The 24,379-nt window shown below is 31.9% G+C and carries 25 protein-coding genes; 9 read left to right on the plus strand and 16 right to left on the minus strand.

The window, feature by feature from the left end:
* Positions 1-57 precede the first annotated feature (57 nt).
* Entirely contained in the window at positions 58-819 is a 762-nt protein-coding gene (locus EM932_RS09270) for a phosphoglycerol geranylgeranyltransferase (protein ID WP_135876903.1), read from the minus strand.
* Complete coding sequence (locus EM932_RS09275) at positions 820-1,446, minus strand: 4'-phosphopantetheinyl transferase family protein (RefSeq protein WP_135876904.1); 627 nt, start codon at positions 1,444-1,446, stop codon at positions 820-822.
* A 135-nt stretch (positions 1,447-1,581) separates the two neighbouring features.
* Between EM932_RS09275 and ahcY the strand changes: the two genes are divergently transcribed.
* Both ahcY and EM932_RS09285 read left to right on the plus strand, forming a co-directional pair.
* Positions 1,582-2,898 (plus strand): adenosylhomocysteinase, encoded by a 1,317-nt coding sequence (gene ahcY, locus EM932_RS09280; RefSeq protein WP_135876905.1) that lies wholly within the window; start codon positions 1,582-1,584, stop codon positions 2,896-2,898.
* A gap of 146 nt (positions 2,899-3,044) precedes the next feature.
* A complete protein-coding gene (locus EM932_RS09285; RefSeq protein WP_135876906.1) occupies positions 3,045-3,521 on the plus strand; it encodes a very short patch repair endonuclease in 477 nt (158 codons plus the stop codon).
* A gap of 58 nt (positions 3,522-3,579) precedes the next feature.
* On the opposite strand, the gene EM932_RS09290 is transcribed toward EM932_RS09285, so the two are convergent.
* Together EM932_RS09290 and EM932_RS09295 are read right to left on the minus strand one after the other, a co-directional pair.
* Positions 3,580-4,335, minus strand: coding sequence for a LytR/AlgR family response regulator transcription factor (locus EM932_RS09290; protein ID WP_135876907.1), 756 nt, complete (start codon positions 4,333-4,335; stop codon positions 3,580-3,582).
* 1 nt (position 4,336) lies between these two features.
* Positions 4,337-5,425: a sensor histidine kinase gene (locus EM932_RS09295; RefSeq protein ID WP_135876908.1), complete on the minus strand. Its 1,089-nt coding sequence runs from the start codon at positions 5,423-5,425 to the stop codon at positions 4,337-4,339.
* Between the two features lie 258 nt (positions 5,426-5,683).
* On the opposite strand from EM932_RS09295, the gene EM932_RS09300 reads away from it, so the two are divergent.
* The gene (locus EM932_RS09300) at positions 5,684-8,062 is read left to right on the plus strand and encodes a TonB-dependent receptor (RefSeq protein WP_135876909.1); all 2,379 of its coding nucleotides are present in this window, start codon (positions 5,684-5,686) and stop codon (positions 8,060-8,062) included.
* A gap of 166 nt (positions 8,063-8,228) precedes the next feature.
* Here EM932_RS09300 and EM932_RS09305 read toward each other — a convergent pair whose 3' ends face one another.
* Positions 8,229-8,501, minus strand: coding sequence for a hypothetical protein (locus tag EM932_RS09305; RefSeq protein ID WP_135876910.1), 273 nt, complete (start codon positions 8,499-8,501; stop codon positions 8,229-8,231).
* Between the two features lie 92 nt (positions 8,502-8,593).
* On the opposite strand from EM932_RS09305, the gene EM932_RS09310 reads away from it, so the two are divergent.
* Positions 8,594-9,067, plus strand: coding sequence for a DUF1569 domain-containing protein (locus EM932_RS09310; protein WP_135876911.1), 474 nt, complete (start codon positions 8,594-8,596; stop codon positions 9,065-9,067).
* 53 nt (positions 9,068-9,120) lie between these two features.
* Here EM932_RS09310 and rpmA read toward each other — a convergent pair whose 3' ends face one another.
* From rpmA to EM932_RS09330, 4 genes are all read right to left on the minus strand, one after another.
* Positions 9,121-9,381: a 50S ribosomal protein L27 gene (gene rpmA, locus EM932_RS09315; RefSeq protein WP_135876912.1), complete on the minus strand. Its 261-nt coding sequence runs from the start codon at positions 9,379-9,381 to the stop codon at positions 9,121-9,123.
* A gap of 25 nt (positions 9,382-9,406) precedes the next feature.
* Entirely contained in the window at positions 9,407-10,006 is a 600-nt protein-coding gene (gene rplU / locus EM932_RS09320) for a 50S ribosomal protein L21 (protein WP_135876913.1), read from the minus strand.
* A gap of 335 nt (positions 10,007-10,341) precedes the next feature.
* Positions 10,342-10,797: a DUF4199 domain-containing protein gene (locus tag EM932_RS09325; protein WP_135876914.1), complete on the minus strand. Its 456-nt coding sequence runs from the start codon at positions 10,795-10,797 to the stop codon at positions 10,342-10,344.
* A gap of 100 nt (positions 10,798-10,897) precedes the next feature.
* Entirely contained in the window at positions 10,898-11,785 is an 888-nt protein-coding gene (locus tag EM932_RS09330; protein ID WP_135876915.1) for a DMT family transporter, read from the minus strand.
* A 93-nt stretch (positions 11,786-11,878) separates the two neighbouring features.
* On the opposite strand from EM932_RS09330, the gene EM932_RS09335 reads away from it, so the two are divergent.
* On the plus strand, positions 11,879-12,268 hold the full coding sequence (locus EM932_RS09335; protein ID WP_135876916.1) for a heavy-metal-associated domain-containing protein: 390 nt from the start codon (positions 11,879-11,881) through the stop codon (positions 12,266-12,268).
* A gap of 729 nt (positions 12,269-12,997) precedes the next feature.
* On the opposite strand, the gene EM932_RS09340 is transcribed toward EM932_RS09335, so the two are convergent.
* Entirely contained in the window at positions 12,998-13,357 is a 360-nt protein-coding gene (locus tag EM932_RS09340) for a winged helix-turn-helix transcriptional regulator (protein ID WP_246040991.1), read from the minus strand.
* Between the two features lie 164 nt (positions 13,358-13,521).
* On the opposite strand from EM932_RS09340, the gene EM932_RS09345 reads away from it, so the two are divergent.
* Complete coding sequence (locus EM932_RS09345; protein WP_135876918.1) at positions 13,522-14,076, plus strand: nuclear transport factor 2 family protein; 555 nt, start codon at positions 13,522-13,524, stop codon at positions 14,074-14,076.
* 4 nt (positions 14,077-14,080) lie between these two features.
* Entirely contained in the window at positions 14,081-14,959 is an 879-nt protein-coding gene (locus EM932_RS09350) for an NmrA family NAD(P)-binding protein (protein ID WP_170179764.1), read from the plus strand.
* A gap of 542 nt (positions 14,960-15,501) precedes the next feature.
* On the opposite strand, the gene gldD is transcribed toward EM932_RS09350, so the two are convergent.
* The 4 genes from gldD to mutY form a co-directional block, all read right to left on the minus strand.
* Positions 15,502-16,107 (minus strand): gliding motility lipoprotein GldD, encoded by a 606-nt coding sequence (gene gldD / locus EM932_RS09360; RefSeq protein ID WP_135876920.1) that lies wholly within the window; start codon positions 16,105-16,107, stop codon positions 15,502-15,504.
* Between the two features lie 39 nt (positions 16,108-16,146).
* Complete coding sequence (locus tag EM932_RS09365; RefSeq protein WP_135876921.1) at positions 16,147-17,451, minus strand: gliding motility-associated protein GldE; 1,305 nt, start codon at positions 17,449-17,451, stop codon at positions 16,147-16,149.
* 26 nt (positions 17,452-17,477) lie between these two features.
* A complete protein-coding gene (locus EM932_RS09370) occupies positions 17,478-17,930 on the minus strand; it encodes a single-stranded DNA-binding protein (protein WP_135876922.1) in 453 nt (150 codons plus the stop codon).
* A 191-nt stretch (positions 17,931-18,121) separates the two neighbouring features.
* Positions 18,122-19,162: an A/G-specific adenine glycosylase gene (gene mutY, locus EM932_RS09375; RefSeq protein ID WP_135876923.1), complete on the minus strand. Its 1,041-nt coding sequence runs from the start codon at positions 19,160-19,162 to the stop codon at positions 18,122-18,124.
* A 138-nt stretch (positions 19,163-19,300) separates the two neighbouring features.
* Between mutY and EM932_RS09380 the strand changes: the two genes are divergently transcribed.
* On the plus strand, positions 19,301-19,591 hold the full coding sequence (locus EM932_RS09380) for an HU family DNA-binding protein (protein ID WP_019386001.1): 291 nt from the start codon (positions 19,301-19,303) through the stop codon (positions 19,589-19,591).
* Between the two features lie 403 nt (positions 19,592-19,994).
* Positions 19,995-21,539 carry an Rne/Rng family ribonuclease gene (locus tag EM932_RS09385; RefSeq protein WP_135876924.1) on the plus strand — a complete coding sequence of 515 codons (1,545 nt, stop codon included), beginning with the start codon at positions 19,995-19,997 and terminating at the stop codon, positions 21,537-21,539.
* Between the two features lie 84 nt (positions 21,540-21,623).
* Here EM932_RS09385 and EM932_RS09390 read toward each other — a convergent pair whose 3' ends face one another.
* Together EM932_RS09390 and EM932_RS09395 are read right to left on the minus strand one after the other, a co-directional pair.
* The gene (locus EM932_RS09390) at positions 21,624-23,057 is read right to left on the minus strand and encodes a M12 family metallopeptidase (protein ID WP_135876925.1); all 1,434 of its coding nucleotides are present in this window, start codon (positions 23,055-23,057) and stop codon (positions 21,624-21,626) included.
* 211 nt (positions 23,058-23,268) lie between these two features.
* Entirely contained in the window at positions 23,269-24,300 is a 1,032-nt protein-coding gene (locus tag EM932_RS09395) for an aldo/keto reductase (RefSeq protein WP_135876926.1), read from the minus strand.
* Between the last annotated feature and the right edge of the window lie 79 nt (positions 24,301-24,379).

Here is a 24,379-nt window from a genome sequence, read left to right on the forward strand (position 1 = left end):
CCCTTATGGTCGACATTATTATGTTAAACTTAATTTATAATTTGTTATATCCTCATTTTATTTTCCCCCTTTGGGGAAATGTCCAACGGACAATGGGGTTTTTAATTCATCAAAAAAAGATTCATCTTCCTCAAAAGCTGTGCCAATCACCACTAAATCGGCTCCAAAATTATAAGCATTTTCTAATTGTTTTTTACTTCTAATACCGCCTCCAACAATTAACGGAATATTTATCGCTTTCTTTACATTTAATATAATTTCTTTTGAAACTGAAAATTTTGCTCCACTTCCAGCTTCCAGATAAATTAATTTCATTCCAAGTAATTCACCTGCTTTTGCTGTATCAACGATATGTTGAATATTAGTTCTTGATAACGGCTTTGTTTCTGTCACTCTTTCAACTGCTGTTTCTCTTCCACTTTCAATGAGAATATAACCTGTTGAAATGACATCAAGGTTTGTTTCATTTAATTTCGAAATAGATCTAATATGTTTACCAATTAAATACTCGGGGTTTCTTCCTGAAATTAAAGAAAGAAATAAAATAGCATCTGCTTTACTAGTGATTTGAGTGGTATCCCCAGGAAATAAAACAATAGGTTTTTTTGTATGCCTCTTTATTTCTTCGACTAAAGCATCTGTAATATTTTCATTGACAGTACTTCCTCCAACAAAAATATGAGTTGCTATAGATGTATTCACTTTTTCAATAAAACTTGATACGCTATCAAACTTTATTTTATCTGGGTCTATTAAAACGGCTAGTGGTTTTTCTCCTTTAGAAATTGAAGCTAATATGTCATTGTAAATATGCTTCATCTAAAAAATGGCATAAGCACAGGTGAATCCTTCAAACGTGAAAAAATAAATGTTGTAACGCCGTTTTTTTGTTTTATAATCAATCCAGGCTATTGTTTGGTTATCATTATTAGAAAACGGAATCACTAAGCAATGTTCTTTAAAACTTAATCCAGGAGTGGCAAATAGTTTGTACAATGATTCTTTTATACACCAAATAGCTGTTAGTTTCTCTATATAGTGTTTATCATCTTCATTTAAATAATCACTTTCATAATCAATAAATTTATGAGCTATAATGGTAATTTTATCACGTTGTTTTTCAATATCTATCCCACTAATTAAATCACTAATAATTACTGCAGAAAAATTAAAGGAATGCGTAATAGAGATTTGTTTTCCATCTTTTAAATGTGGTTTTCCATGTTCATCATAAAACAAATCTGAATCCTGATACCCAAATTCTGCCAATAAACAACGAACACTTAAAAACCCACGTTGATGTAGTTCACTTTTCATACCTAAAACACGTTTTAAACTTTCAGGTCTTAGTTGTATTGATTGCATCAAATCATCATAGGACTCATCAATCTTCCAGATTTTAACAGTAGTTTGTGAGTTTGGACTTATGCTTTTATAAAGAGGCATTTACTTTTCTTAAAGTTATTGGTTATCTTTGCATCTCCTATATAAATAGGATTGTAATTTTTGATAAGCGAATTTAACTATTTAAGCGCTAATCGCAATCTTGTTTGGTCTTAAAAAATAAAAAGAAAAATTAATATGAGTACAAAAACAATTCCTTATGTAGCCAGTAAAGTAAAAGATATTTCACTTGCTGATTGGGGACGAAAAGAAATAGAATTAGCTGAAGCAGAAATGCCTGGGCTTATGAGTTTACGTGAAGAATACAAAAATTCACAGCCTCTTAAAGGGGCTAGAATTGCCGGTTGTTTACATATGACTATCCAAACAGCAGTTTTAATTGAAACTTTACAAGCTTTAGGGGCAGAAGTTACTTGGAGTTCTTGTAACATATTCTCTACGCAAGATCAAGCTGCTGCTGCAATTGCTGCTGCTGGTACAGCGGTTTATGCATGGAAAGACATGACAGAAGAGGAATTTGACTGGTGTATAGAACAAACGCTTTTCTTTGGTGAAGACAGAAAACCACTTAATATGATACTTGATGATGGTGGTGATTTAACTAATATGGTTTTAGATAAATACCCAGAATTAGCAGCTGGAATTAACGGTTTATCTGAAGAGACTACTACAGGTGTTCATAGACTTTATGAACGTGTAAAGAATGGTACATTACCTATGCCTGCTATTAATGTGAATGATTCGGTTACAAAATCGAAATTCGATAACAAATATGGTTGTAAAGAAAGTGCTGTTGACGCTATTCGTCGTGCAACAGATATTATGTTAGCTGGAAAACGCGTAACGGTTTGTGGATATGGTGATGTTGGCAAAGGAACAGCAGCTTCTTTTAAAGGTGCCGGGAGCATTGTAACTGTTACAGAAATAGATCCTATTTGTGCTTTACAAGCTGCTATGGATGGTTTTGAAGTTAAAAAACTAGAAACTGTTATTGGTAATACTGATATTGTAATTACGACTACGGGTAATAAAGACATTGTTCAGGCGCGTCATTTCGAAGCTTTAAAAGACAAGGCTATTGTTTGTAACATCGGACATTTTGATAATGAAATTGATATGGCCTGGTTAAATGAAAATCACGGTCATACTAAAAACACCATCAAACCTCAAGTAGATAAGTACACTGTAAATGGTAATGATATTATCATTCTTGCTGAGGGTCGTTTAGTAAACTTAGGTTGTGCTACTGGTCACCCTAGTTTTGTGATGAGTAACTCGTTTACCAACCAAACTTTAGCACAGATAGAGCTTTGGAATAATGCAGATGCTTACAAAAATGAGGTGTATATGTTACCAAAAGCATTAGATGAAAAAGTAGCTAAATTACACTTGGCTAAAATTGGTGTTGAGTTAACAGAGCTTAGAAGCGATCAAGCTAAATACATTGGTGTAACTGTTGAAGGACCGTATAAGCCAGAGCACTATAGATACTAAAGATTTTGCACTCTTAATTTTAGATTGCTACACTCAAGATATTTAAAACCCTTACAAGAAATGTGAGGGTTTTTTATTATAAACCAACCCAACTTAAGGTTTATTTTTTTCATTGACTCATAATTATTTATATTTTAGGAGTAATTATGTCCTACGAATACAAAAAAATAAAAGTCCCTAGATTCAATGAAGAATCTGGTTTTTATACCACAAAGAAACGCTCCAAAATGATGAGCAAAATTCGTGGTAAAAATACCAAACCAGAAATGCGTTTTCGTAAAGCGCTTTGGAAAAAAGGGGTTCGATATAGAGTGGATAGCAAACAACTTCCTGGACGGCCAGATGTAAGCATAAAAAAATATAAGCTTGCTATTTTTATCGATGGTGAATATTGGCATGGTTATAACTGGTATGAACGCAAGGAAAAGCTAAAAACAAATCGTGATTTTTGGATACCTAAGATCGAGAGGAATATACAACGAGACAAAGAAGTCAACCAACAATTAGAAAATATGGGTTATACCATATTTCGGTTTTGGGCTCACGAAATAAAAACCAATCTAAAGACTTGTATTAACGATGTTATGGTATATTTAGATATTGAAAGGTTCAAAATTAATTAAAAAATAAAGCTCTCGCTTTGCTTATAAATAATTAGCCAACCTATTAGGGGCACCTAAATTAACAGTCCAACCACTTTTTGAAATTAGTGGTTCGCTCTCTGGATACTATTATTTGTTCTTCTTCACAAGGCTGTAACTTCAATAATAACCTACTATTAAAATAGCTATGAATTTCGTTTACAGCATTAACAGACACCATATATTTTCGGTTTATTCTAAAAAACTGAATGGGATCTAAAATATCTTCTAATTGATCTAAAGAATATTCAATAGGGTATTTTTTCCCATTAGTATTTCGCAAGTAAATCAATCCGCCATGTGATTTAAAATAAGCGATGTCCTCTACATTAAAACTATTAAACTGATTTCCGATTTTCACCATAAAACGTCGCTTATACGCTTTAGAAAAAAGACTTTTTAACTGTTCATATTTTTTCTCATTCTCTTTTTCCGGAACTAATTTTGTTTTTCTAAATTTGTTTAAAGCGGTTTCTAAATCCCTCTTATCAATTGGTTTTAATAAATAGTCTAATCCGTTATATTTAAAACCTCTTATGGCATATTCGTTATAAGCGGTTGTGAAAATTATTGGTGGATGCTCTTTTAATCCGTCAATAATATCAAAACCATAACCATCATTTAGTTGTATATCTAAAAATATTAAATCTGGAAGGGTATTATTTTTAAACCATGTAATACCTTCTTCAACAGAACTTATACGCTCTAAAATCTCAACATCAGGAGCTAGTTCTTTCACAAGATTCGCGAGTCGTTTTGATGCTATATTTTCGTCTTCTATAATTAAAGCCTTCATATTAAGAATCTAGAGGTATATTAAATTGTTTTATAGTTTTCTGTAATAAAGGAATTGCAATCTTATAAATATTATTTTCTTCTTCAATAGTTACAGGCTCATTTGTATAAAAAGCATAGCGTTTTTTAATATTACTAATTCCCAATTTAGTAGATGGCTCTTCTTTTCTTTTTCGCAATGTATTTTGCACAACTAAACTTTTGTTATTAATAGAAAAAATGCTTATTTCTAAAGGCTTTTCCTTAGAAAAATAATTATGTTTTAAAGCATTCTCAACCAGCATTTGTAATGACAATGTTGGTATTAAAAAATCTTTTGGATTAACAGAAATATGCGTTGTTATATATAAAGATTCTTTATGCCTTACATTCATCATAAAAATAAATGAATCTAAAAAGTTCATCTCCTTTTCTAAAGACACCAAATCCTCTTCTTTATTATCTAAAATATAACGGTAACAGGACGCTAATCGAGTTACAAAGTCGGATGCTAAATCACGATCCTGATACATTAACGAGGTTAAAATATTTAAACTATTAAACAAAAAATGTGGACTGATTTGATTTTTTAATGAGTTATATTTCGATGTCATAACCTCTTGTTTTAACCGATGCATCGAATTTTCAATTTCTTTTGTTCGCTTTGTGATGTAATAAAACAGGTTACATACGCTAAGCGAAAAAAGCAGTAATGCCGCTCTAAAAAAGTCTATACGAAATTGCAACCACGGATTTTCGGAATCTATTTTACACATGTAATTAAATTCAAAAATGGCTAAATAATATATTAATGCCGTAAGAGGCAATACTATTACTAATGTTTCTATTAAAATTTTTAGACTATTAGAAAACCCCATATTAGGTTTTAATATATTCTTTTTACTACTTCTTTTAATCAACCAATCGTTTACTTGCCAAGTTAACAGAAACAATATAACAGCAGATACATAATAAAAAATAGGTTCGTTAATTGGGTCTTCCCCATGAAGCCTATTCTCTTCATGGTTAACAGTAAGCTTAATCAATAAAAAAACAATATTGACAACAAGAAATCTATAACCTATTTTTTTTATATGTGTAATCTTAATCATTTATACCGCATTCTAGCAATCGCCAAATTCAAATATACAGCGTACTTAGTTAATAAAGAATCTGTTTTATATGAATTGTCAATTAAGCACTTAAACTGTTTCATTTTTATTTAAGCTGAAAAAGGACTTTAAAAAACCTGAAAACCATAATTCAAACGAAAAATTACACAATTCAAAATATAATAAGGCAGTTTAAAAATAATGGTTTTCAATTATATGTTTCCTGTTTCAAATTTGACAGAAATAAATTAAAGACAAATGAAGACTATATTAAAATTATTCATTCTATGCTTAACATGTTCTCTACAAGGACAAACAGGAACCATTAAAGGTTTGGTAATAGACAAACAATCTGAAATTCCACTTCTGGGAGCTACAATAGAATTGTTAAACCAGGATAATTCCATAGGAGTTATCACTAATGAAAATGGCTATTTTACTTTAAAGAATGTACCTCTAGGTAGGCAAGCTATACGTATTAGTTATGTGGGTTACGAACCTTTAACACTTCCTAATTTAGACGTTACTTCGGGTAAAGATGTTGTTGTAAATGTAAGTTTAACGGAAGCTTTTGGAGAACTAGATACTGTTATTTTAACTGCTGAAACCAATAAAGATAGGGCAGTAAATAAACTCGCAGCAATTTCTGCTCGTCAGTTTAGTATGGAAGAAGTTAGTCGTTTTTCTGGAGGAAGAAGTGATGTTGGTCGGTTAGCATCAAATTTTGCTGGCGTTTCTGCGCCTGATGATAGTAGAAACGACATTGTGGTTCGTGGTAATTCGCCATCGGGATTATTATGGCGATTAGAAGGTGTTCCCATACCTAGTCCCAATCATTTTTCCTCATTGGGTGCTACGGGAAGCCCCGTTTCTGCATTAAATCCTAATATGCTTAAAAATTCCGATTTTATAACTTCTGCTTTCCCTGCAGAATATGGCAACGCTTTAGGAGGTGTTTTCGATTTAGGATTTAGAAAGGGAAATACAGACGATTATGAATTTACGACCCAAGTAGGTGTTTTTACAGGATTTGAAGCTATGGCAGAAGGCCCATTAGGCAATAAACAAGGTTCTTTCTTGGTTGCAGGAAGGTATTCTTTAATTGGTCTGGTAGGCGGAGGCGGTACATCTGCAACACCAAACTATAGTGATATTTCTTATAATATTGATTTAGGAACTGGAACCTATGGTAATTTATCACTATTTGGAATTATTGGAAATTCTGACATTGATTTTTATGGTGATGACATTGAAAAAGACGATCTGTTTGCTGCTGAAGATGAAAACTCGTTTGTTAAATCTAATTTTAACGTTTTTGGTTTTAATCATCGTATTACTATTGGTAAAAAAAGCTATTTAAAAACAGTAGCATCTATATCTAGCTCTGGTAATAATTATACAGAAGATCGGTTTATAGAGAAAAATACACCTAATGAGCGTATTATTAAGTATACAGAATCTGACAATAAACAAAACCGTATTACAATTTCGTCCTTATTCAATTCTAAACTTAATAGCAAGATAACATTGAGAACAGGGATTCTTTTCGAAAATATTAAGCTAAAATCTTACCTACAAGACAGAGATGAACAACCAGATTTAAACAACGACGGAGATCCTGACTTATTTACATTTAGAGATACAGATGAAAGTTTAAATTTATTTCAACCTTATATTCAAGGGCGTTTTAGGTTATCTGAAAAACTTACTTTAAATGCTGGGCTGCATTCTCAATATAGCTCTTTAAATAGTCAATTTGTAATAGAGCCAAGAGCCGCATTAAACTATAAAATAGCACCTAAACATAATTTAAGCTTAGGCTATGGCATACATCATCAAAATATACCATTACCAATTCTATTTTTAAACGAAGATGTAAATGGCGAGTTAGTACAAACTAATAAAAATTTAGACTTTACAAGAAGTGAGCATTATGTACTAGGCTACGACGTAAAACTAGCAAAAAGCTGGAGAGCTAAAGCAGAAGTTTACTACCAAAATATTACTAAAGCAGCTGTAGAACCTTTTTCGTCAAGCTATTCTTCGTTGACTGAAGGTGCCGATTTTGATTTTAATAATAGTGTCTTTTCCCTTAAAAATGAAGGAAAAGGCTATAATAAAGGTGTGGAACTAACTGTCGAGAAGTTTTTTAGCAATGGATTTTATGGATTATTAACATCTTCTTTTTTTGAAAGTAAATATAAAGGCAGTGATGGCATAGAAAGAAATTCGCCATTCAACAATGGCTATGTTACAAATCTATTGGCAGGTAAAGAAATTACCGTTGGTAAAGCACAAAAAAACGTTTTGTTTTTTGATACTCGATTTACAGTTTCAGGTGGGCGATATTACACACCTGCAGATTTAGAAGCTTCTCGCCAAGCAGGTTTTGAAGTTCTTTTAGAAGACCAGGCCTTCTCCAAACAGTATGATGATTACATGCGTTGGGATTTTAAAGTTGGTTTTAAAATAAATAGCAAAAGAAAAAAGCTATCGCATCAATTCTTTGTAGATCTACAAAACTTAACCAATAGAAAAAATATTTTTGAACGCCGTTATAACCGTTTAACAAATAACATAGATCGGGTAGACCAAATAGGGTTCTTTCCTGATGTAGGGTATCGTTTCCAATTTTAATTTAAGAGTGATTAATAGCTTTAGTTTTTATTCCAGACAGGGACTTGTTTCTTGTCTGGTTTTTTTATTATTACTCTAAAATACAGAAATGAAGGTAAATACTTTTTTTATTTTAATTAAAAAACTTGCAAGTACAGAAAGTCTAATTATTTACTAAAGTCAGTAATCATTCATCAACCACATCTTTCTCAAAATACCACCACAAACTAGAATCAATAGATGTTTTCATTTTATTAATATCTACATCATCCTTTAAAAAAACAGTAATATTTTCGTCTTCTCGATTTTGCCCGATACTTTCTCTAATTTCAATAGACTCTATTTCTTTAAAATGTTCTAAATGTGTTTTAATTTTGTTATCTAAAGATTTATCTGTTAAAAAAATCTTGATTGTTTGATGACTTGGGGAGTTTCTAATTTCAGATCTAAAAGGTAGCATAGCATATAATTTTAAGTAAGACAATTTACAAATTGCAAATGCAACACCCTAAGTTAAGGATTTATTCTTATTTTTTATAATTATATTTAACAATGCACAATAAAAAAATAGCTATTTTAAACAATCTTTTATCTCAAATAGAAGAAAGTATTCCTTTTAAAGACAAAAACAATCCTATCATTTCTATAGTTAGTATAGGGTGGCAATTGGATCATACATTAAAAGTAATAAATAGAGTTTGTGCATCTTTAAAGCTATCTAATCCTAAGGATTACAAAAAAGACTTTAATATCATAAGAAGTATTTTATTTACTTTCTGCTACATACCTAGAGGAAAAGCTAAAGCACCAAAAATTGTAAAGCCTTCGAGTTTAATTTCAACAGTCGATTTACATTCTCAACTAGGTGAAGCAAAGAAACATATAAACAGCATGTGTCTTCTTGACAAAAATACCCATTTTAAACATTTTATATTTGGAATCTTGAATAAAACTAAAACGCTGCGTTTCCTAGAAATGCACATCAAACATCATTTAAAAATAGTTAACGATATTTTGAGAAAATAAAAAACCTTCCTGTTTCCAGAAAGGCTTTAAATATTTTCAAAGAAATTTATTTCTTAAGCTTCAAAAGGCTCAACAGAAACATAAGATTTGTTATCTTTTTTCTTTGTAAATTTTACAACACCATCAACTCTGGCATGTAATGTATGATCTTTTGAAGAGTAAACATTTTCACCTGGGTGATGTGTGTTACCTCTTTGTCTAACGATAATGTTTCCTGCTATTGCAGCCTGACCACCAAATATCTTTACACCTAAGCGTTTCGATTCTGATTCTCTACCGTTTTTCGAACTTCCGACTCCTTTTTTATGTGCCATTTTATTTCGATTTTAGTTTTTAAAGTTAACTTAAAGCAGCAATTAAATCGGCTTTCTTCATTGAAGAAATACCCTCAACGCCTTTAGCTTTTGCCATCTCTTTTAATTCAGCAACTGTAAGCTTACTTAAATCTTGAGTAGCTTCTACTTTTTTAGCAGCTGGTTTAGCTTTTGGTGCAACAGCTTCTTTTTTAGCAGCCGGTTTTGCCTTTGTTGCTGCTGTTTCAGCTTTTGGTTCTGCTTTTTTAGTTGCTTTTGCTGGAGCAGCTTTTTTAGCTTCCACTTTTTCAACTTTGGCAGCTTTTTTTGCTCCCGAAGCAGCAATGCTTTCTATTACAATTTCTGTTAAAGATTGACGGTGACCATTTTTAACACGGTATCCTTTACGTCTTTTCTTCTTAAAAACTATAACTTTATCACCTTTAAGGTGCTTTAAGACTTTGGCTCCTACTTGAGCTCCGTCTATAGCTGGGGCGCCTACAGTTACTTTGTCACCATCTGCTACTAGAAGTACGTTATCGAAAGAAACTTTCTTACCTTCTTCTGTTTGTAAACGGTTAACAAAAACTTTTTGGTCTTTTTCAACTTTAAATTGATGCCCTGCTATCTCTACAATTGCGTACATAGCGTAACGTTTTTATTAATTAATTTGTTCAAAAAATGAGTGCAAATATACTGCTAATTAATTAAACCGCAAACGTTTTATCTATTTTGAACGTTTTTTATTTCTGGCCCTTCGATTAAAAAAACCGAGAAATTATCTATTAGCATTAAAAAATAAAATCCTTAAAACAAAGGAGGGTTTTTTGGTTATAAATCGTTTAACACCTAATAAAAATGCTATTATTTATGAAAAAACTCAAAGAAAAACTCAAAGAAAAAACAAAAAAATTTAATGAATTCATTAAAGAATTGCCAGCAGCGGCTTCTTATGTCTTAAGGCATTAACTGTTTATTAATTTAAAGGTGGTTTTGAGGAATATTTTTGGTTCTTTTAAAAAACTGCATAACGGTAAGTGTAGCTACCACTGTAGTTGCTAACCCCATAACAGCGACTATAAAAGTCACCATACCAATATCTACATTAAAATCACCTTTAATTGTTTGGAGTAATTCTGGTAAAAAGGCAGCATTAATTTCTGTAGCATAAAACAAGAAAAAAACAGTAAATATTAATGTTGCTATAAAACCTGTAACAACGCCTGTTTTAAAACCTTCATCGTAAGTAAAAGTTTCTGGGTTTTCAAGTTTTTTTAAACGTACGACTTCACATATTCCGAAAGCAGTAATAACCGCATTAAAAAAACTAAATGCAGGATTAATGTGTTTATTAAATAATGCTAAAATTAAAAAATAAGAGATTAGTAAAGCACTTGTAAAAAACCCAAATCGAATGGAGAGTGATATTTTTTTCATCTTCTTGCTGGTTTACATGTACTTAAATTTCGTAAAAATTTATGTATAAAAATAATTTTGAAGCTACTTTTTTAATTAAAACAATATGTTTTTAAGTGAATTAACCTTGTTTTGACTGTTTTTTGTGCGATAAATACACTCCTAATAAGATAATAACACTAGCGACTCCCTGAAGCAGGCTAAATACTTCTCCATCTAAAAAACCCCACATTAAAGCCACAATTGGCATCACAAAGGTTACTGAAGAGGCAAATACAGGCGTTGACATATGTACGAGCTTATTAAATAATATTTTTGCCATAGCTGTGCCAAAAAACGACAGAATCGTAATGTAAACCATTGCCATTTTAAATTCTGGGTTTTCAAATGTTTGCGCCGAGAAGAAATCTGTAAACAATAAAATAATTATTGCTGGAATTATAATAGCTACAAAATTACCAGTTGCTATTGTTAATGGTTTAACATGTTGTAAATATTTCTTAATAATATTAACGTTAGCTGCATACATAAGGGTTGATAAAATCACGAAAATTGCATATAAATAATTTTGATTAGGGTTTAAATGTGCGCCTTTAAAAATTAATATTGCTGTTCCTATAAATCCTATTATAACCCCTAATATTTGTCGCTTTGTAGATGCTATCTTAAAAACAGCGAAGCCCAGTAAAATAGTATTTAGAGGTACTAATGAATTTAATATAGAAACTACTGCACTATCAATTTCGGTTTCTGCTATAGCAAAGAAAAAAGCTGGTATTAAAGACCCTAAAAGACCAGAGATTATAATCCATTTCCAATCAGATATTTTAATGGTTTTAATAGTTTTAAAACCCATTGCAAAAAGAAAAAGCCCTGTAATAATGATTCGCAAAGCGCCTAATTGGTATGGTGTTAGCCCTAAAAGCGATTTTTTAATTAAAATAAATGAGCTTCCCCATATTACTGAAAGTACAAAAAGATAAACCCATTTTGATTTAATGTTGTTCATTTAGAGCGGTTTTAGAAATCACAAAATTCTACTTTTTAATGCAATAAACAGCTTTATTTAGTAGTTTTGTAAACAACTTAATACTTATAAATAATGAACATATTAAAAAATATTATAGCAATTGCAATGGTACTATTAATTACCATAAGCTGCAAAAATGAAACTAAGCCAGAAGTTAAAACTATAGAAGTTGCGACTGAGACTGCTACTAAAGAATTAGACCCTAATGCTACTTACGCAAAAGCAGAATTTACTATTGATGGTATGACTTGTGCTATTGGATGCGCAAAAACCATTGAGAAAAACATTGCTAAAATGGAAGGTGTAAAATCTGCAACTGTAGATTTTGACAGAAAATTAGCCATGGTAGAATATAACGACGCTAAAGTAACACCTACTTCTCTTGAAGAAACGGTTACTAAGGTTGCAGATATTTACAAAGTTAGCGACATGAAAACGGTTGAAGGTTTCTCAACTAAATAAAGCATGTTGTTCTAAAAAGGGGTGTAAGCTTCTTTAAAAAACCCATATTAAATACAAAGCTTCTCTATTACAGAGGAGCTTTTTTAATAGGTAGCAGATTGGACATGCCAGGTTAGAAGAGTTCTCGGCGTTATTTTTAAATTACAGATGTAAGATTCCCTTTTGCAAGAAAAATTGTTAGTTAGAGATATTATTGTTTCTTTTAAGCAAATCGCGTATTTGCTTACCAATAATTGAAGAGATAAAATTTTCCGTGGTATAAAACATTATAATGAGAGCTTATTAAAGTTCTATATTAAAAAGGGAATTGCTTACATCCTAAATTTTATTTGTGACAGAGTTAAGAATGATACTTTTTTGGCGCCGCTCCAAACTCACAAGAAATCTTAATGCCTCTTCGAGGATGACAAGAAACACCTAGCAATGACAATAACTACTTTTACTCACGTTCCATATATATTATGTCGTTTGCTGCAATGCATAATTTTATATTCTTTATAGTCATATTCACAGGAATTAACCCCCGATTATTAAAATAGATATGTGGAAATAATTTAAAAAATGCGTCGAATTCTTTTTTTGATAAAGCATCAACTCCTATGTTGTAAGCTTGATCTGCATAAATAATTCCAAGAACATTTAGCCCCGTTTTGCAATGTTGTTTAATAGTATTTGAAAAGGCAAGTGTTTAAAAAATTACTACTATACAAACCGTTGTAATTAGACAACTCATTTTTTTCCTTTGGTTTTTTTGTAAATGGTACGAAGTCTATCCTCCCAATCCACTGACCAATCGTAAAAACTAGACAATGGCTCAACAAGACTCTTTCCAAACTCTGTTAACGTATATTCTACACGTGGAGGCACCTCGGGATATACCTTTCGTGAAATCATTCCATATCTAAGTAGTGTTTTTAGTGTCTGCGACAACATTTTAGGGGAAATGCCAATGACCTGTCTCTGTAAATCGCTATTTCGTTTTGTCCCCTGCATCAAAGTAGTTAAGATTAATAGAGTCCATTTATCCGCTATCAAAGCAAAGGATACCTGTATAATACAGTTCTCATCAAAAACGGTTCTAGCGTTCAAAGATTCTAAGTATGAAATTTTTTTGATTTTTTTTTCTGCTTCCATTACTATTGTTTATTTATTTACTACCCAAAAGTAAGCTATGCACTATTCAGTGCTCTCTTGCGCGATGTAAGTATACTACATAAATTTGTAAAATAATTAGAAATTTAATAAATAATAAGATGAAAACAAAAACATTCAACTCAATACTGGCAATCTTAATTGCTGTATTTCTGGCAAATATGTATTCGGGTCAAGCTCAAAAAAAGCATACCGAAACAAATAGTGAGGCCATTTCAATAAATGAAAAAAAACGAGAAAAGATAGTACAGAACCTATTGGAAGCCTTCAATCTGGGTGCTGAAAGCGTACTCGAGCTTTTTGATGAAGAAGCCATTATTGAATATCCATATGCCTATTCATTGGGTACACCTTCTTCTTTGAATAAAACACAGTATGGCAATTATTTAAAAGGTGCTCTTGCGAATATGCCCGATATAGCATTCTCACAAGTGAAAAGTTATATGGCAGAAAACCATATCGTATGGGCAGAATTTCATGGAGAGGTAATTATCCCATCGACAAATCAACTATACAAACAAGACTATGTCGCCCGCATAACGCTCAAAAAAGGAAAGATCATTCACTATAAAGAGTACTGGAACCCTATGGCGGTATCAGCTATGGGAGACCATAAAGAAGTTAATAAAATGTTTAATGATAAATCAAAACAATAAAATTATGAAAATAGTAATCGGGGCTGCAGCAGGTAATGTAGGCAGCCGTATAGCAAAAAAAGTATCAGCAGCAAATCATTCAGTTGCATTGTTAGGAAACAGGCTACACGCTTTAGAAAATTTGAACATCCCAAATTCATCTTCATACGAAGTGGATATGAGTGATGTAGAACAAGTAGTTACACATACAAAAGGAGCAGATGCACTTTTCTGGCTTGTGCCACCAGCACTTGGAGTATCAAGCCTGAAAGAGTGGTATGATGATGTTATCGCTGCTGGGGTAGCTGCCATTAAAGAAAACAAGATTCCTCGTGTGGTGGTCCTTTCTTCTCTAGGTGCTGGAGCTTCCGATAACCTGGGTACGGTAACTTACGTAGGGAACATGGAAAAAGCTTTCAAAGAAGTAGCATCGAATGTGGTTTTCTTAAGACCTGGATATTTTATGGAAAACTTCTTGTTACAAAAGAATGACATCCTTAAAAATGGTTATTTTTCATTCCCGTATGCCACGGATCATGACATTCCTTTTGTAAGTGCAGACGATATCGGAGATATGGCAGCAGAATACCTTATGGACGCGCGTTGGGCAGGGCAATGGACCAGAAATATTATGGGGCCGAGCAATATTACTCTTAAGGAAGCGGCAGATATTTTCTCAGCAGAGTTACAGCAAGAGATTGTATATAAGCAGGTGAGCTATGATGAAATAAAAAATCAATTTGCCCAATTTGGCGCTAATGATACTGTTCAAAAAGAATTGGTCGAACTCTATATGGCTCTGGGAGATCCCAACGGTGCCTATGCGACACCTCGAACATTCGAAGCGCATACACCAACAACTCTTGGAGACGTAATCCGAAATAAGTTTATTTCAAAAAAATAAGTAATCAAAAAAGTAGAAAAACACTCCTCACAAGGTTTAAAGAACATAGGGAGACTTAAGCGCTAATTCCAAAAATTTAGGCTTATTTTTAGGCTAGAAAATATAGAATTCGGTGTTTTCAATAAAAAAATCAAAGCAAAATATTATAGTTGCTTAGTACCAATTCGAAACAAAGTGCTTGTTGCATATCTGCCCTATGTTTCTTCTACAAAACCCCGTAATCTTAAAAAAAAGAAATGTCAATTACACAAGAATCTGAGTTAATCGGAATGAAAAAAATTAGTGAGGTTGTTGGAACTACACTAAAACTAATGAGAGAATACGAAATGGAATTATACTATTGAAAGGTCATTAGCTAACATTATATATGAAATCAGAGCAACTAAAAATCTAAATCGGATTTTTATTCAACTATGACTCCTCTAAACAGAAAAATATATTATGAGACCAAAAATAATTTCTAAAACATAAGCACTACTGGCTGCAAAAAACTGAGTTAAAAACAACTGATTCTAAGTTTCTAAGTTACACTCTTATTCTTTTCATTTCCACTCAATAGTTTCCATAAGATGCCTAATATCTTTTTGCAAGTAATTAGCCGCAGGCAAAATAGAATCGTAATTAGGTCTTGCATAAAAATACAAGGAACCTGTTAAAAAGTGATTAACGCTATCGGTTACATAAAACTGAGCTGGCGATGCTACATTTCCTTTAACTTCAACAAAACTTCCATAGACTTTCTTTTCTTCATTAATATATGGATACTCAGGAATTTCATCTGCTTTCGCCATATGTTTTTCTGTAAATTTTCTGGCATCCCTTAAAAAGCTTGCTAAGTTTTTTTCATCATTTTCAATAGCCTTATAGGTTAAAAAAATGGTTCCTTTTAAGGTTGGGTATTCCAAATTTAATCCATAGCTTTTTGTGGCAGCTTCAACACTTACTGAATTAATCTTGGTTGCCAGTATATTTGTTTCAAACGAAAAAGGCACATCTACTTTAGCCTCGACGTACTTTGCTCTGGGATAGTCTAATCTTAAATATCCCTTTGGTTTTGGCACATAATCTCCACCACAAGACACTAGCATAAAAAACCCCAATATTAAAGATGTTTTTAATAAAAAATTGAAAGTTGGCTTTAAAATCATATCGTGTTCAGTTTGCAGTAGTAATCCTTTGATAAAAAATTAAGTAATTGTAAATTTCACAAGTTTAATCCGTTTCCTATCTAAAGCTTCTATTGTGAAAACGTAATTTTTAAAATTTATTTTGCTGTTTAATTTCGGAAAACTCCCAGAGATTTCTAATACAAAACCAGCTATGGTTTCTGCTTCGCCTTTATTATCTTCAAAAATAGTGTCATCTTCAACCTTAATAATTTTATAGAAATCTTTTAAAGCAGTCTTTCCTTCAAAAACAAAATTATTATCGTCCAGCTTAGAATACATCAAGTCTTCATCATCAAACTCATCACTTATATCTCCTACAATTTCTTCAATAATATCTTCTAAAGAAATCAAACCCGATGTGCCTCCATATTCATCTACCACAACTGCCAGATGGACTTTTTTCTCCTGGAATTCAGCCATTAAATCATCTAATTTCTTATTTTCTGGCACAAAGAAAGGTGCTCGTATTAAACTTACCCAATCAAACTGTTTTCTGTCTATATAGGGCAATAAATCCTTAACATAAAGAATCCCTTTTATAGTGTCTACGTTATCCTCATAAACAGGGATTCTGGAATAACCATTTGAAATTATTTCGGGAATTATCTCAGCATACTTTTGCTCTATATTCAATGCAAAAATATCAATTCGAGGACGCATAACTTGTTTTGTATCTGTATTACCAAAGGATACAATACCTTGTAAAATCTTGTGTTCTTCTTTAGTTGTATCTTCTTCACTTGTTAATTCTAAAGCTTGCGAAAGTTGATCTACACTTAAATTAGATTTTTGTTTTCCTAGTTTATTATGAATCGCCAAGGTTACCCCTCGCATTGGCAAACTTATTGGCGATAAAATAGCATCTAAAATTCGTAACGGATACGCCATAAAAGAAGCAAACTTTAAGTTATTTCTACTCGCATATATTTTAGGTAAAATTTCGCCAAATAATAAAATTAAGAATGTAATTACAATAACCTCTACTGTAAATTTAATTAGTGGACTTGTAATATTACTAAACATAAAATCACCCAAGAAGGCAAACAAAATAACAATACCAATATTTATGAAGTTATTGGCTACTAGTATGGTTGCCAATATTTTTTTAGGACGTTTTAATAATTTTGATATAATTTCAATGCGTTTAGAGTTCTCTTCTAAACCGTCATCAATATCTTTTCTATTAAGGGAAAATAAAGCTACTTCTGCTCCAGAGATAAGCGCAGAACAAACTAAAAGTAAAAACAGTAATACAAAACCAGTGACAACTGAAAAATCAATTGTAATGAATAAGGGTTTAAAACTCGAGGGATCAGGATCCAAATACTATCTTTTTGGTTTAACTTAAATTAAAATGGAAGATCGTCATTTTCTTCCCCTACAGGTTTGCTAGTTGACGGCTCATTTTCAACAGGTTTTTGAGCCATTGGTTTATTTGCAGCGGCTGCATTATTCTCACTCTCCTTTTTGGTTGAAAGAAATGTAAAATCGTTACACTGTATTTCGGTAGAGTATCTCTCATTGCCGCTATCATCCTGCCATTTTCTCGTTTTCAACCTACCTTCTATATAAACCTTATCGCCTTTACTCAAATATTTTTCGCAAATCTCAGCTCCTTTGTTTCTAACAACAATATTATGCCATTCTGTATTTGTAACCCGCTCGTTGGTTTGTTTATTGGTATATGTTTCGTTTGTAGCTAAAGGAAACCGACCAACACAACCACCACCTTCAAAATAATGCATTTTTACTTCATCTCCTAAATGCCCTATTAGCATGACTTTGTTTAATGTTCCAGACATAATTATTGTTTACTTTAGAACGCAAAATTACAATATTGCGCTGCATTTTTTTAAAATTAATAAAAAAATATGATTGTTGTATCTAAACTAATCAAAAATAAGGAATTACTAAAAAAATCATTATCCATAAACGCTACAATTTCACTAGAGTGATATTTCAATTGACTTGATCCGTTAAGTTTAAGGGTTTTTTAAAAATTAAAAGCTTCAATAAAATTCCCTATTAGAATTGGCACTGCATAATTATGTATTTGATTTGTTGGAATGCCTTCCACTAAAAGCTTATTTACATTTACAACCCAAAACTTAGTGTGCAAATGCTGATGGGATAATTTATGTACTACAACATCTTTATTATATAATGATAATTCAAACGGCATGCCTTTAATTACATCATGTGCCTTTATAAGAGTTTTTAAAGTTTTATCATCAATATTCTTATTAGTCTCAATGAGAGGAAATTGATATAAGTTTTGCCAAATGCCCTTACCTTCTCGCTTTTCCAAAATGGTCTTTCCATCTTCAGAAATAAGCACTAAAAAATTGAAATACTTTTTTTTCGCTTTCGCGGATTTTATTTTAACAGGCAAACTATTTATGGTGTTTTTATTGAAGGCTATACATCCTTTATTACAAGGACAAATATTACAATCTGGATTTTGAGGCTTGCACTGTGTAGCACCAAACTCCATAATGGCTTGATTAAACTCTGCTGGATTTTTTTTATCAATTAATTCTTGAGCCAGTTCTTTAAACTCCTTTGCTCCTTTTGAAGAATTGATAGGTGTGTCAATTCCAAAATATCTTGATAAGACTCTATATACATTACCATCAACAACTGCAGTAACTTCATCAAAACAGATAGATGCTATGGCGCTTGCCGTATAATCTCCCACACCTTTTAGTTTTAATAAATCCTTATAATTATTAGGAAACTCGCCATTTAATTGGTCTGCAATGTATTTGGCTGTAGCGTGTAAATTCCTAGCCCGAGAGTAATACCCTAGTCCTTGCCATAATTTAAGTACGTCTTCTTCATCTGCCCTAGCAAGATCAAAAACCGAAGGAAATGTATCAATAAATGATATATAATATGGAAGTCCCTGTTTAACTTGTGTTTGTTGTAAGATAATTTCTGATAACCATATGTAATAAGGTTCTTTTGTTTGCCTCCAAGGAAGTTCTCTCTTATTATTTGAGTACCAGCGAATTAAAATTTTTGAAAATATCATTTATCCAATATATAATGCTCGCAAAAATAAACGTTTATAATCTTAAATTTTAATGAATTAGGTTTGAAATATTGAATATTAAATTCCTATATTTGCATCCCTCGAAATTGATAGTAACTTAAAAAATAAAATATTAAAATGACGAAGGCTGATTTAGTAGCAAAAATTTCTGAAAAACTAGGAATTGAAAAAGGAGATGTTCAAGCAACTGTTGAAACATTTATGGAAGAAGTAAAAACTTCTTTAGAAAGTGGTGATAATGTATACTTAAGAGGTTTTGGAAGCTTCATTATTAAGACAAGAGCGGAAAAAACTGGTAGAAATATCTCCAAGAACACAACTATAAAAATACCGGCTCATAATATTCCTGCATTTAAACCTGCAAAAGTTTTTGTTGAGGGTGTTAAAACAAATGTAGACGTTAAATAAAATATTAAACTAAATAATTATTAATTTAAAAGACACTATTTATGCCAAGTGGTAAAAAACGTAAAAGACATAAGGTTGCAACGCATAAGCGTAAGAAGCGTAGACGTGCCAACCGTCACAAAAAGAAAAAATAAATCAAAGAAGTAGTTAGATCAACTACTTCTTTTGGTTTTAAAAATAACAAGTTCTTTGACAATGAGTTCATTATAATTCTGAACGTTTTTAGCGTTTTATGAACTCCACGGATTCAAAAATCCTGTGAAGTACCTTAATAAAAAATTAGTTTTGAATCTCTAAGACTAATTAAGGTACAATATCTAACAATAAATATTGTTTTTTTATTGTTAGATAGAAATAATGTATAATCCATCTGTACTTAATTGTATGGATAAAAATTAACTAAATGGATAAAGAATTGATTATTCGATCTAGTTCCGAAAATGTTGATTTTGCCTTATTAAAAGATGGAAAACTTATTGAATTACAGAAGGATGAAGATAGTAATGACTTTTCTGTTGGTGATGTGTTTATAGCCAAAATAAGAAAAGCCGTTCCTGGTTTAAATGCTGCATTTGTTAATGTAGGTTATGAGAAAGATGCATTTTTGCATTATCATGATTTAGGACCAAAACTACCTTCCCTTTTAAAATTCACAAAACGTGTAAGCACAGGTAAACTAAAAGATTTTTCTTTAAAAGACTTTCCATTTGAAAAAGATATTGAGAAAGACGGCAAAATTGCCGACGTCTTAAAATCTAATCAATCGCTATTAGTACAAATAGTTAAAGAACCTATATCTACAAAAGGCCCTAGAATAAGCTCTGAGCTTTCTATTGCTGGCAGGTATATTGTTTTAGTTCCTTTTTCCAGTCGTATTTCTATTTCTCAAAAAATAGAAGACAGAGAAGAAAAAGACCGATTAAAACGATTGGTAAAGAGTATAACTCCACCAGGTTTCGGTATTATTGTACGTACCGTAGCACAAGGCAGAAAAGTAGCAGAACTAGATAAAGACTTACAAAATTTGCTTAGTCGTTGGACGGCAATGTGTAAGAAGCTACACAAAGCACATCATCCAAGTAAAGTATTAGGAGAAATGAATAAAGCCTCGTCTATTTTACGAGACATATTTAATGACACCTTTACAAGTATTCATGTTGATGATGAAGAGCTTTACATTCAAATTAAAGATTATGTGCAAGAAATTGCACCAAAAAAAGAATCAATAGTTAAATTGTATCAGTCTAAAGTTCCAATTTTCGAAAAATTTGGAATTGAAAGACAAATAAAAACTTCCTTTGGCAAAACCGTTTCTATGGCTAAAGGTGCTTATCTGGTGGTAGAACACACCGAAGCACTGCATGTTATAGATGTAAACAGCGGTAACAGATCTAACAAAGCCAATAACCAAGAGGATACAGCATTAGAAGTTAATCTAATAGCAGCTACAGAAATGGCTCGTCAATTACGTTTACGTGATATGGGCGGCATTATTGTAGTAGATTTTATCGACATGACTAATGCTGAAAACAGGCAAAAATTATTTAATCACCTTCGTGATGAAATGAAGGATGACCGAGCTAAACATAAAATATTGCCTCCTAGTAAATTCGGATTGATACAAATAACAAGACAACGCGTTCGCCCAGAAATGAATATTAAAACCCGAGAGGACAATCCTAACGGTTTAAATGGTTCTGAGATTGAAGCACCTATAGGATTGGTGCAAAAAGTAACACACGATCTTGAACAACTATTAAAAAAAGACTATAAAAAGTTGACTTTAAACACACATCCTTTTATAGCAGCCTTTCTAACAAAAGGTTTTCCATCGATACGTTCAAAATGGTTTTTTGAACACAAAAAATGGGTCAAGATTTTACCAAGAGATGCTTACACATATCTAGAATACCACTTTTTTGATAAAGATGGTAATCAAATTAAATAATTTAAAAAACCCCTTGCTATTCATTTAGCAAGGGGTTTTTGTTTTTAAGAAAAATCTATGTTCTAAATTTTAGAAATATAGAAATTAAAATTCTCCTCCTTCTCCTTGCCCTCCTCCTTGGTTACAATCAACAAACTCGACTTCATATCCAAGCCATTGAGAAGTTCCACAGGAATTTGTCATTCTAGCCTCAAAAACATACCAACCAGGAGACGGTGTATAATTGAGTGTTCCAAAACTACTCGTAGTAGTTGATGATGTATATAAAACATTTAAACTAGGAAAACTTAGCAAACGTACTTGATAGGTATTCCCTTGTATCTTTGGATATAAATCATACTGATTATTAGTATGACTACTACAAAAATACCATTCTTCGCCAATCCCATTACTAAATTGAATATCTTCTATATACTGTGTACCCACCCAAATGTTTTTTTGTACTGTGTTACAAGAGGTAATTGCTCTTACATAACCACTTCCACTAATAGTACTACTTGTAGGTCGTACAGTAATACTTGTATTAGATTGAGATAAAATTTGCAAATATGATGGTACTTGCCATGTAACTGAGCTACCTCCATTTGTTAATGTATATGTTTTTGTAGAATTACCACAAATTAATTGAGAGCCTGAAATGGTTTGTTTAGGGTATAAATAATTTGCTCCAACTATATCACCAGCTGATAAACCATTACGTTGCACATTAAAAGTTGATCCATCAAGCCTTGTAATTGTTGGCTGTCCATTGCTTGAAAAAAAATCAGACCCATACATCATGATTGATCCAAAATCAAAACTACCAATATCTTCACCAGTACTAGTTCTTGTTGTATATCTATCAAAATTAGCAGTAGCTCCTGAAATGATATTATCGTAATGAATTTGAACATGGTTATCTCTATCTTGTCTTGTTTGTTCATGGAAAAACCCTATGGCATGTCCTATTTCGTGAATTGTATTTCCCGTTAAACACCCAGAACCTAAGCCGATTTCTTGTCTACCTCCTTTTTTCCCTATCCAATCTGAAAAACAACTACCTGCAGCGGCTGAAATGAATTCAATATAGTCGCTTTGGGTAGTACGTTGAATAAATGTAAGTGAAGTATTTGCTTCCCAATGTGCAATTGCATCTGTAACCCTATTCTGAGCGGGAAGGTTATTATTAATTGTATAATATACTATATTACATGGCCATCTGTAAGCACTTCCACTTTCAACAGCAGACTTATTAAAAGATTTGTCACGATCTTTATCTAAATCTTCTTGAGCTATTATTATATCTCCTTGGAAAATATATTTATTCCCTTTCTTCATAACCTTAATATCTACACCGCGATAATTAATAGTAACTATTTCTCCAATAAAATTTGGATAAGCCTGTTCTGGAGTTACGTTAATTGAATCTTCAGGTCGATTGATTTCACCTTCTTCCATATTTTCAGAACAATTATGAAATAAAAATAATGGTATTACAAACACCAAAAATAACTTGACAATACTAAATTTGTTTTTCATTTTAATTAAGTTTAAAAATTAATAAAATTACTATCTAGTTAAACTTACAAGTTTGTATTAAAAATCTACTTTTTAGCATACGAAAAATTGTATATTTCGTCGAAAAAACAAAAATACCGTTGTGGCAAAACCGTAAAATGAAGTTGTTTGTAACCTATTGAAAATCAAACAATAATAGATTACTCGTTAGATGTAAAATGACAAAATTCTTTTAAGGAGCTGGATTGGGAATCTCGTTATGTACCACATTAATCTGATCCAAAATATCGTCATTTAAAGTAATATAAATACTATCTATATTCTCTTTTAGCTGCTCTAAATTAGTTGCTCCAATAATCGTACTAGTTACAAAAGGTTGTTGGTTTACAAAAGCCAAAGACATTTGCGCTAAAGTTAAACCATTGTTTTCTGCAATTTTTAAATAGTGCTTTGCAGCTTCTGCTGCTTGTTCACCACTATACCTTGCAAATCTTGGGAATAAGTTTAATCTTGAATTATTAGAAGCATTGCCTTTTATATATTTCCCAGACAACACTCCAAATGCCATTGGTGAATAGGCTAGCAAACCAATGTTTTCTCGTATAGAAACCTCAGCTAAATCGGTTTCAAATGTTCTCGTAAGTAAAGAATATGCATTTTGAATAGTTATCATTCTAGGCAGATCGAACTTTTTAGATTCTTCTAAATACCGCATGGTGCCCCAAGGGTTTTCATTAGAAACACCAATATGTCTTATTTTCCCTTCTTTTATCGCATTATCCAAACTATGAAGAATTACATTAAAATTATCTTCCCATTTAGTATCATGTTTATAATCCCTAATGCCAAATCTATTCGTATTGCGTTCTGGCCAATGTAATTGGTATAAATCTATATAATCGGTTTGCAGTCTTTTTAATTCTAAATCTATAGCTTCTTTTATTGCATTTGGACTAAACCCTGTTTTACGAATATGTGCTGTATAATCTCCTGGTCCTGCAATTTTTGAGGCTAAGACTACTTGATCTCTGTTACCTGTTTTTTTTAACCATGAACCAATAATTTTGCTAGTACGCCCACTCATTTCTGCTGTTGCAGGTACTGGATATAGCTCGGCAGTATCTATAAAATTAACACCTTGTTCTAAAGCATAATCTAGTTGAGCATGCCCTTCGGCTTCAGTGTTTTGATTGCCCCATGTCATGGAACCCAAACATATTTTACTAACTTTTATATTCGTATTTGGTAGTGTTGTGTATTTCATAAATAGTTTATTTGTCATTCTCGCGTGTCATACTGAGCTTATCGAAGTAAAGACAGGAATGTGACAGAAATTAGTTAAA

It is taken from the genome of Flavivirga rizhaonensis, from assembly GCF_004791695.1.
In the GTDB taxonomy this organism is placed as follows: Bacteria; Bacteroidota; Bacteroidia; order Flavobacteriales; family Flavobacteriaceae; genus Flavivirga; species Flavivirga rizhaonensis.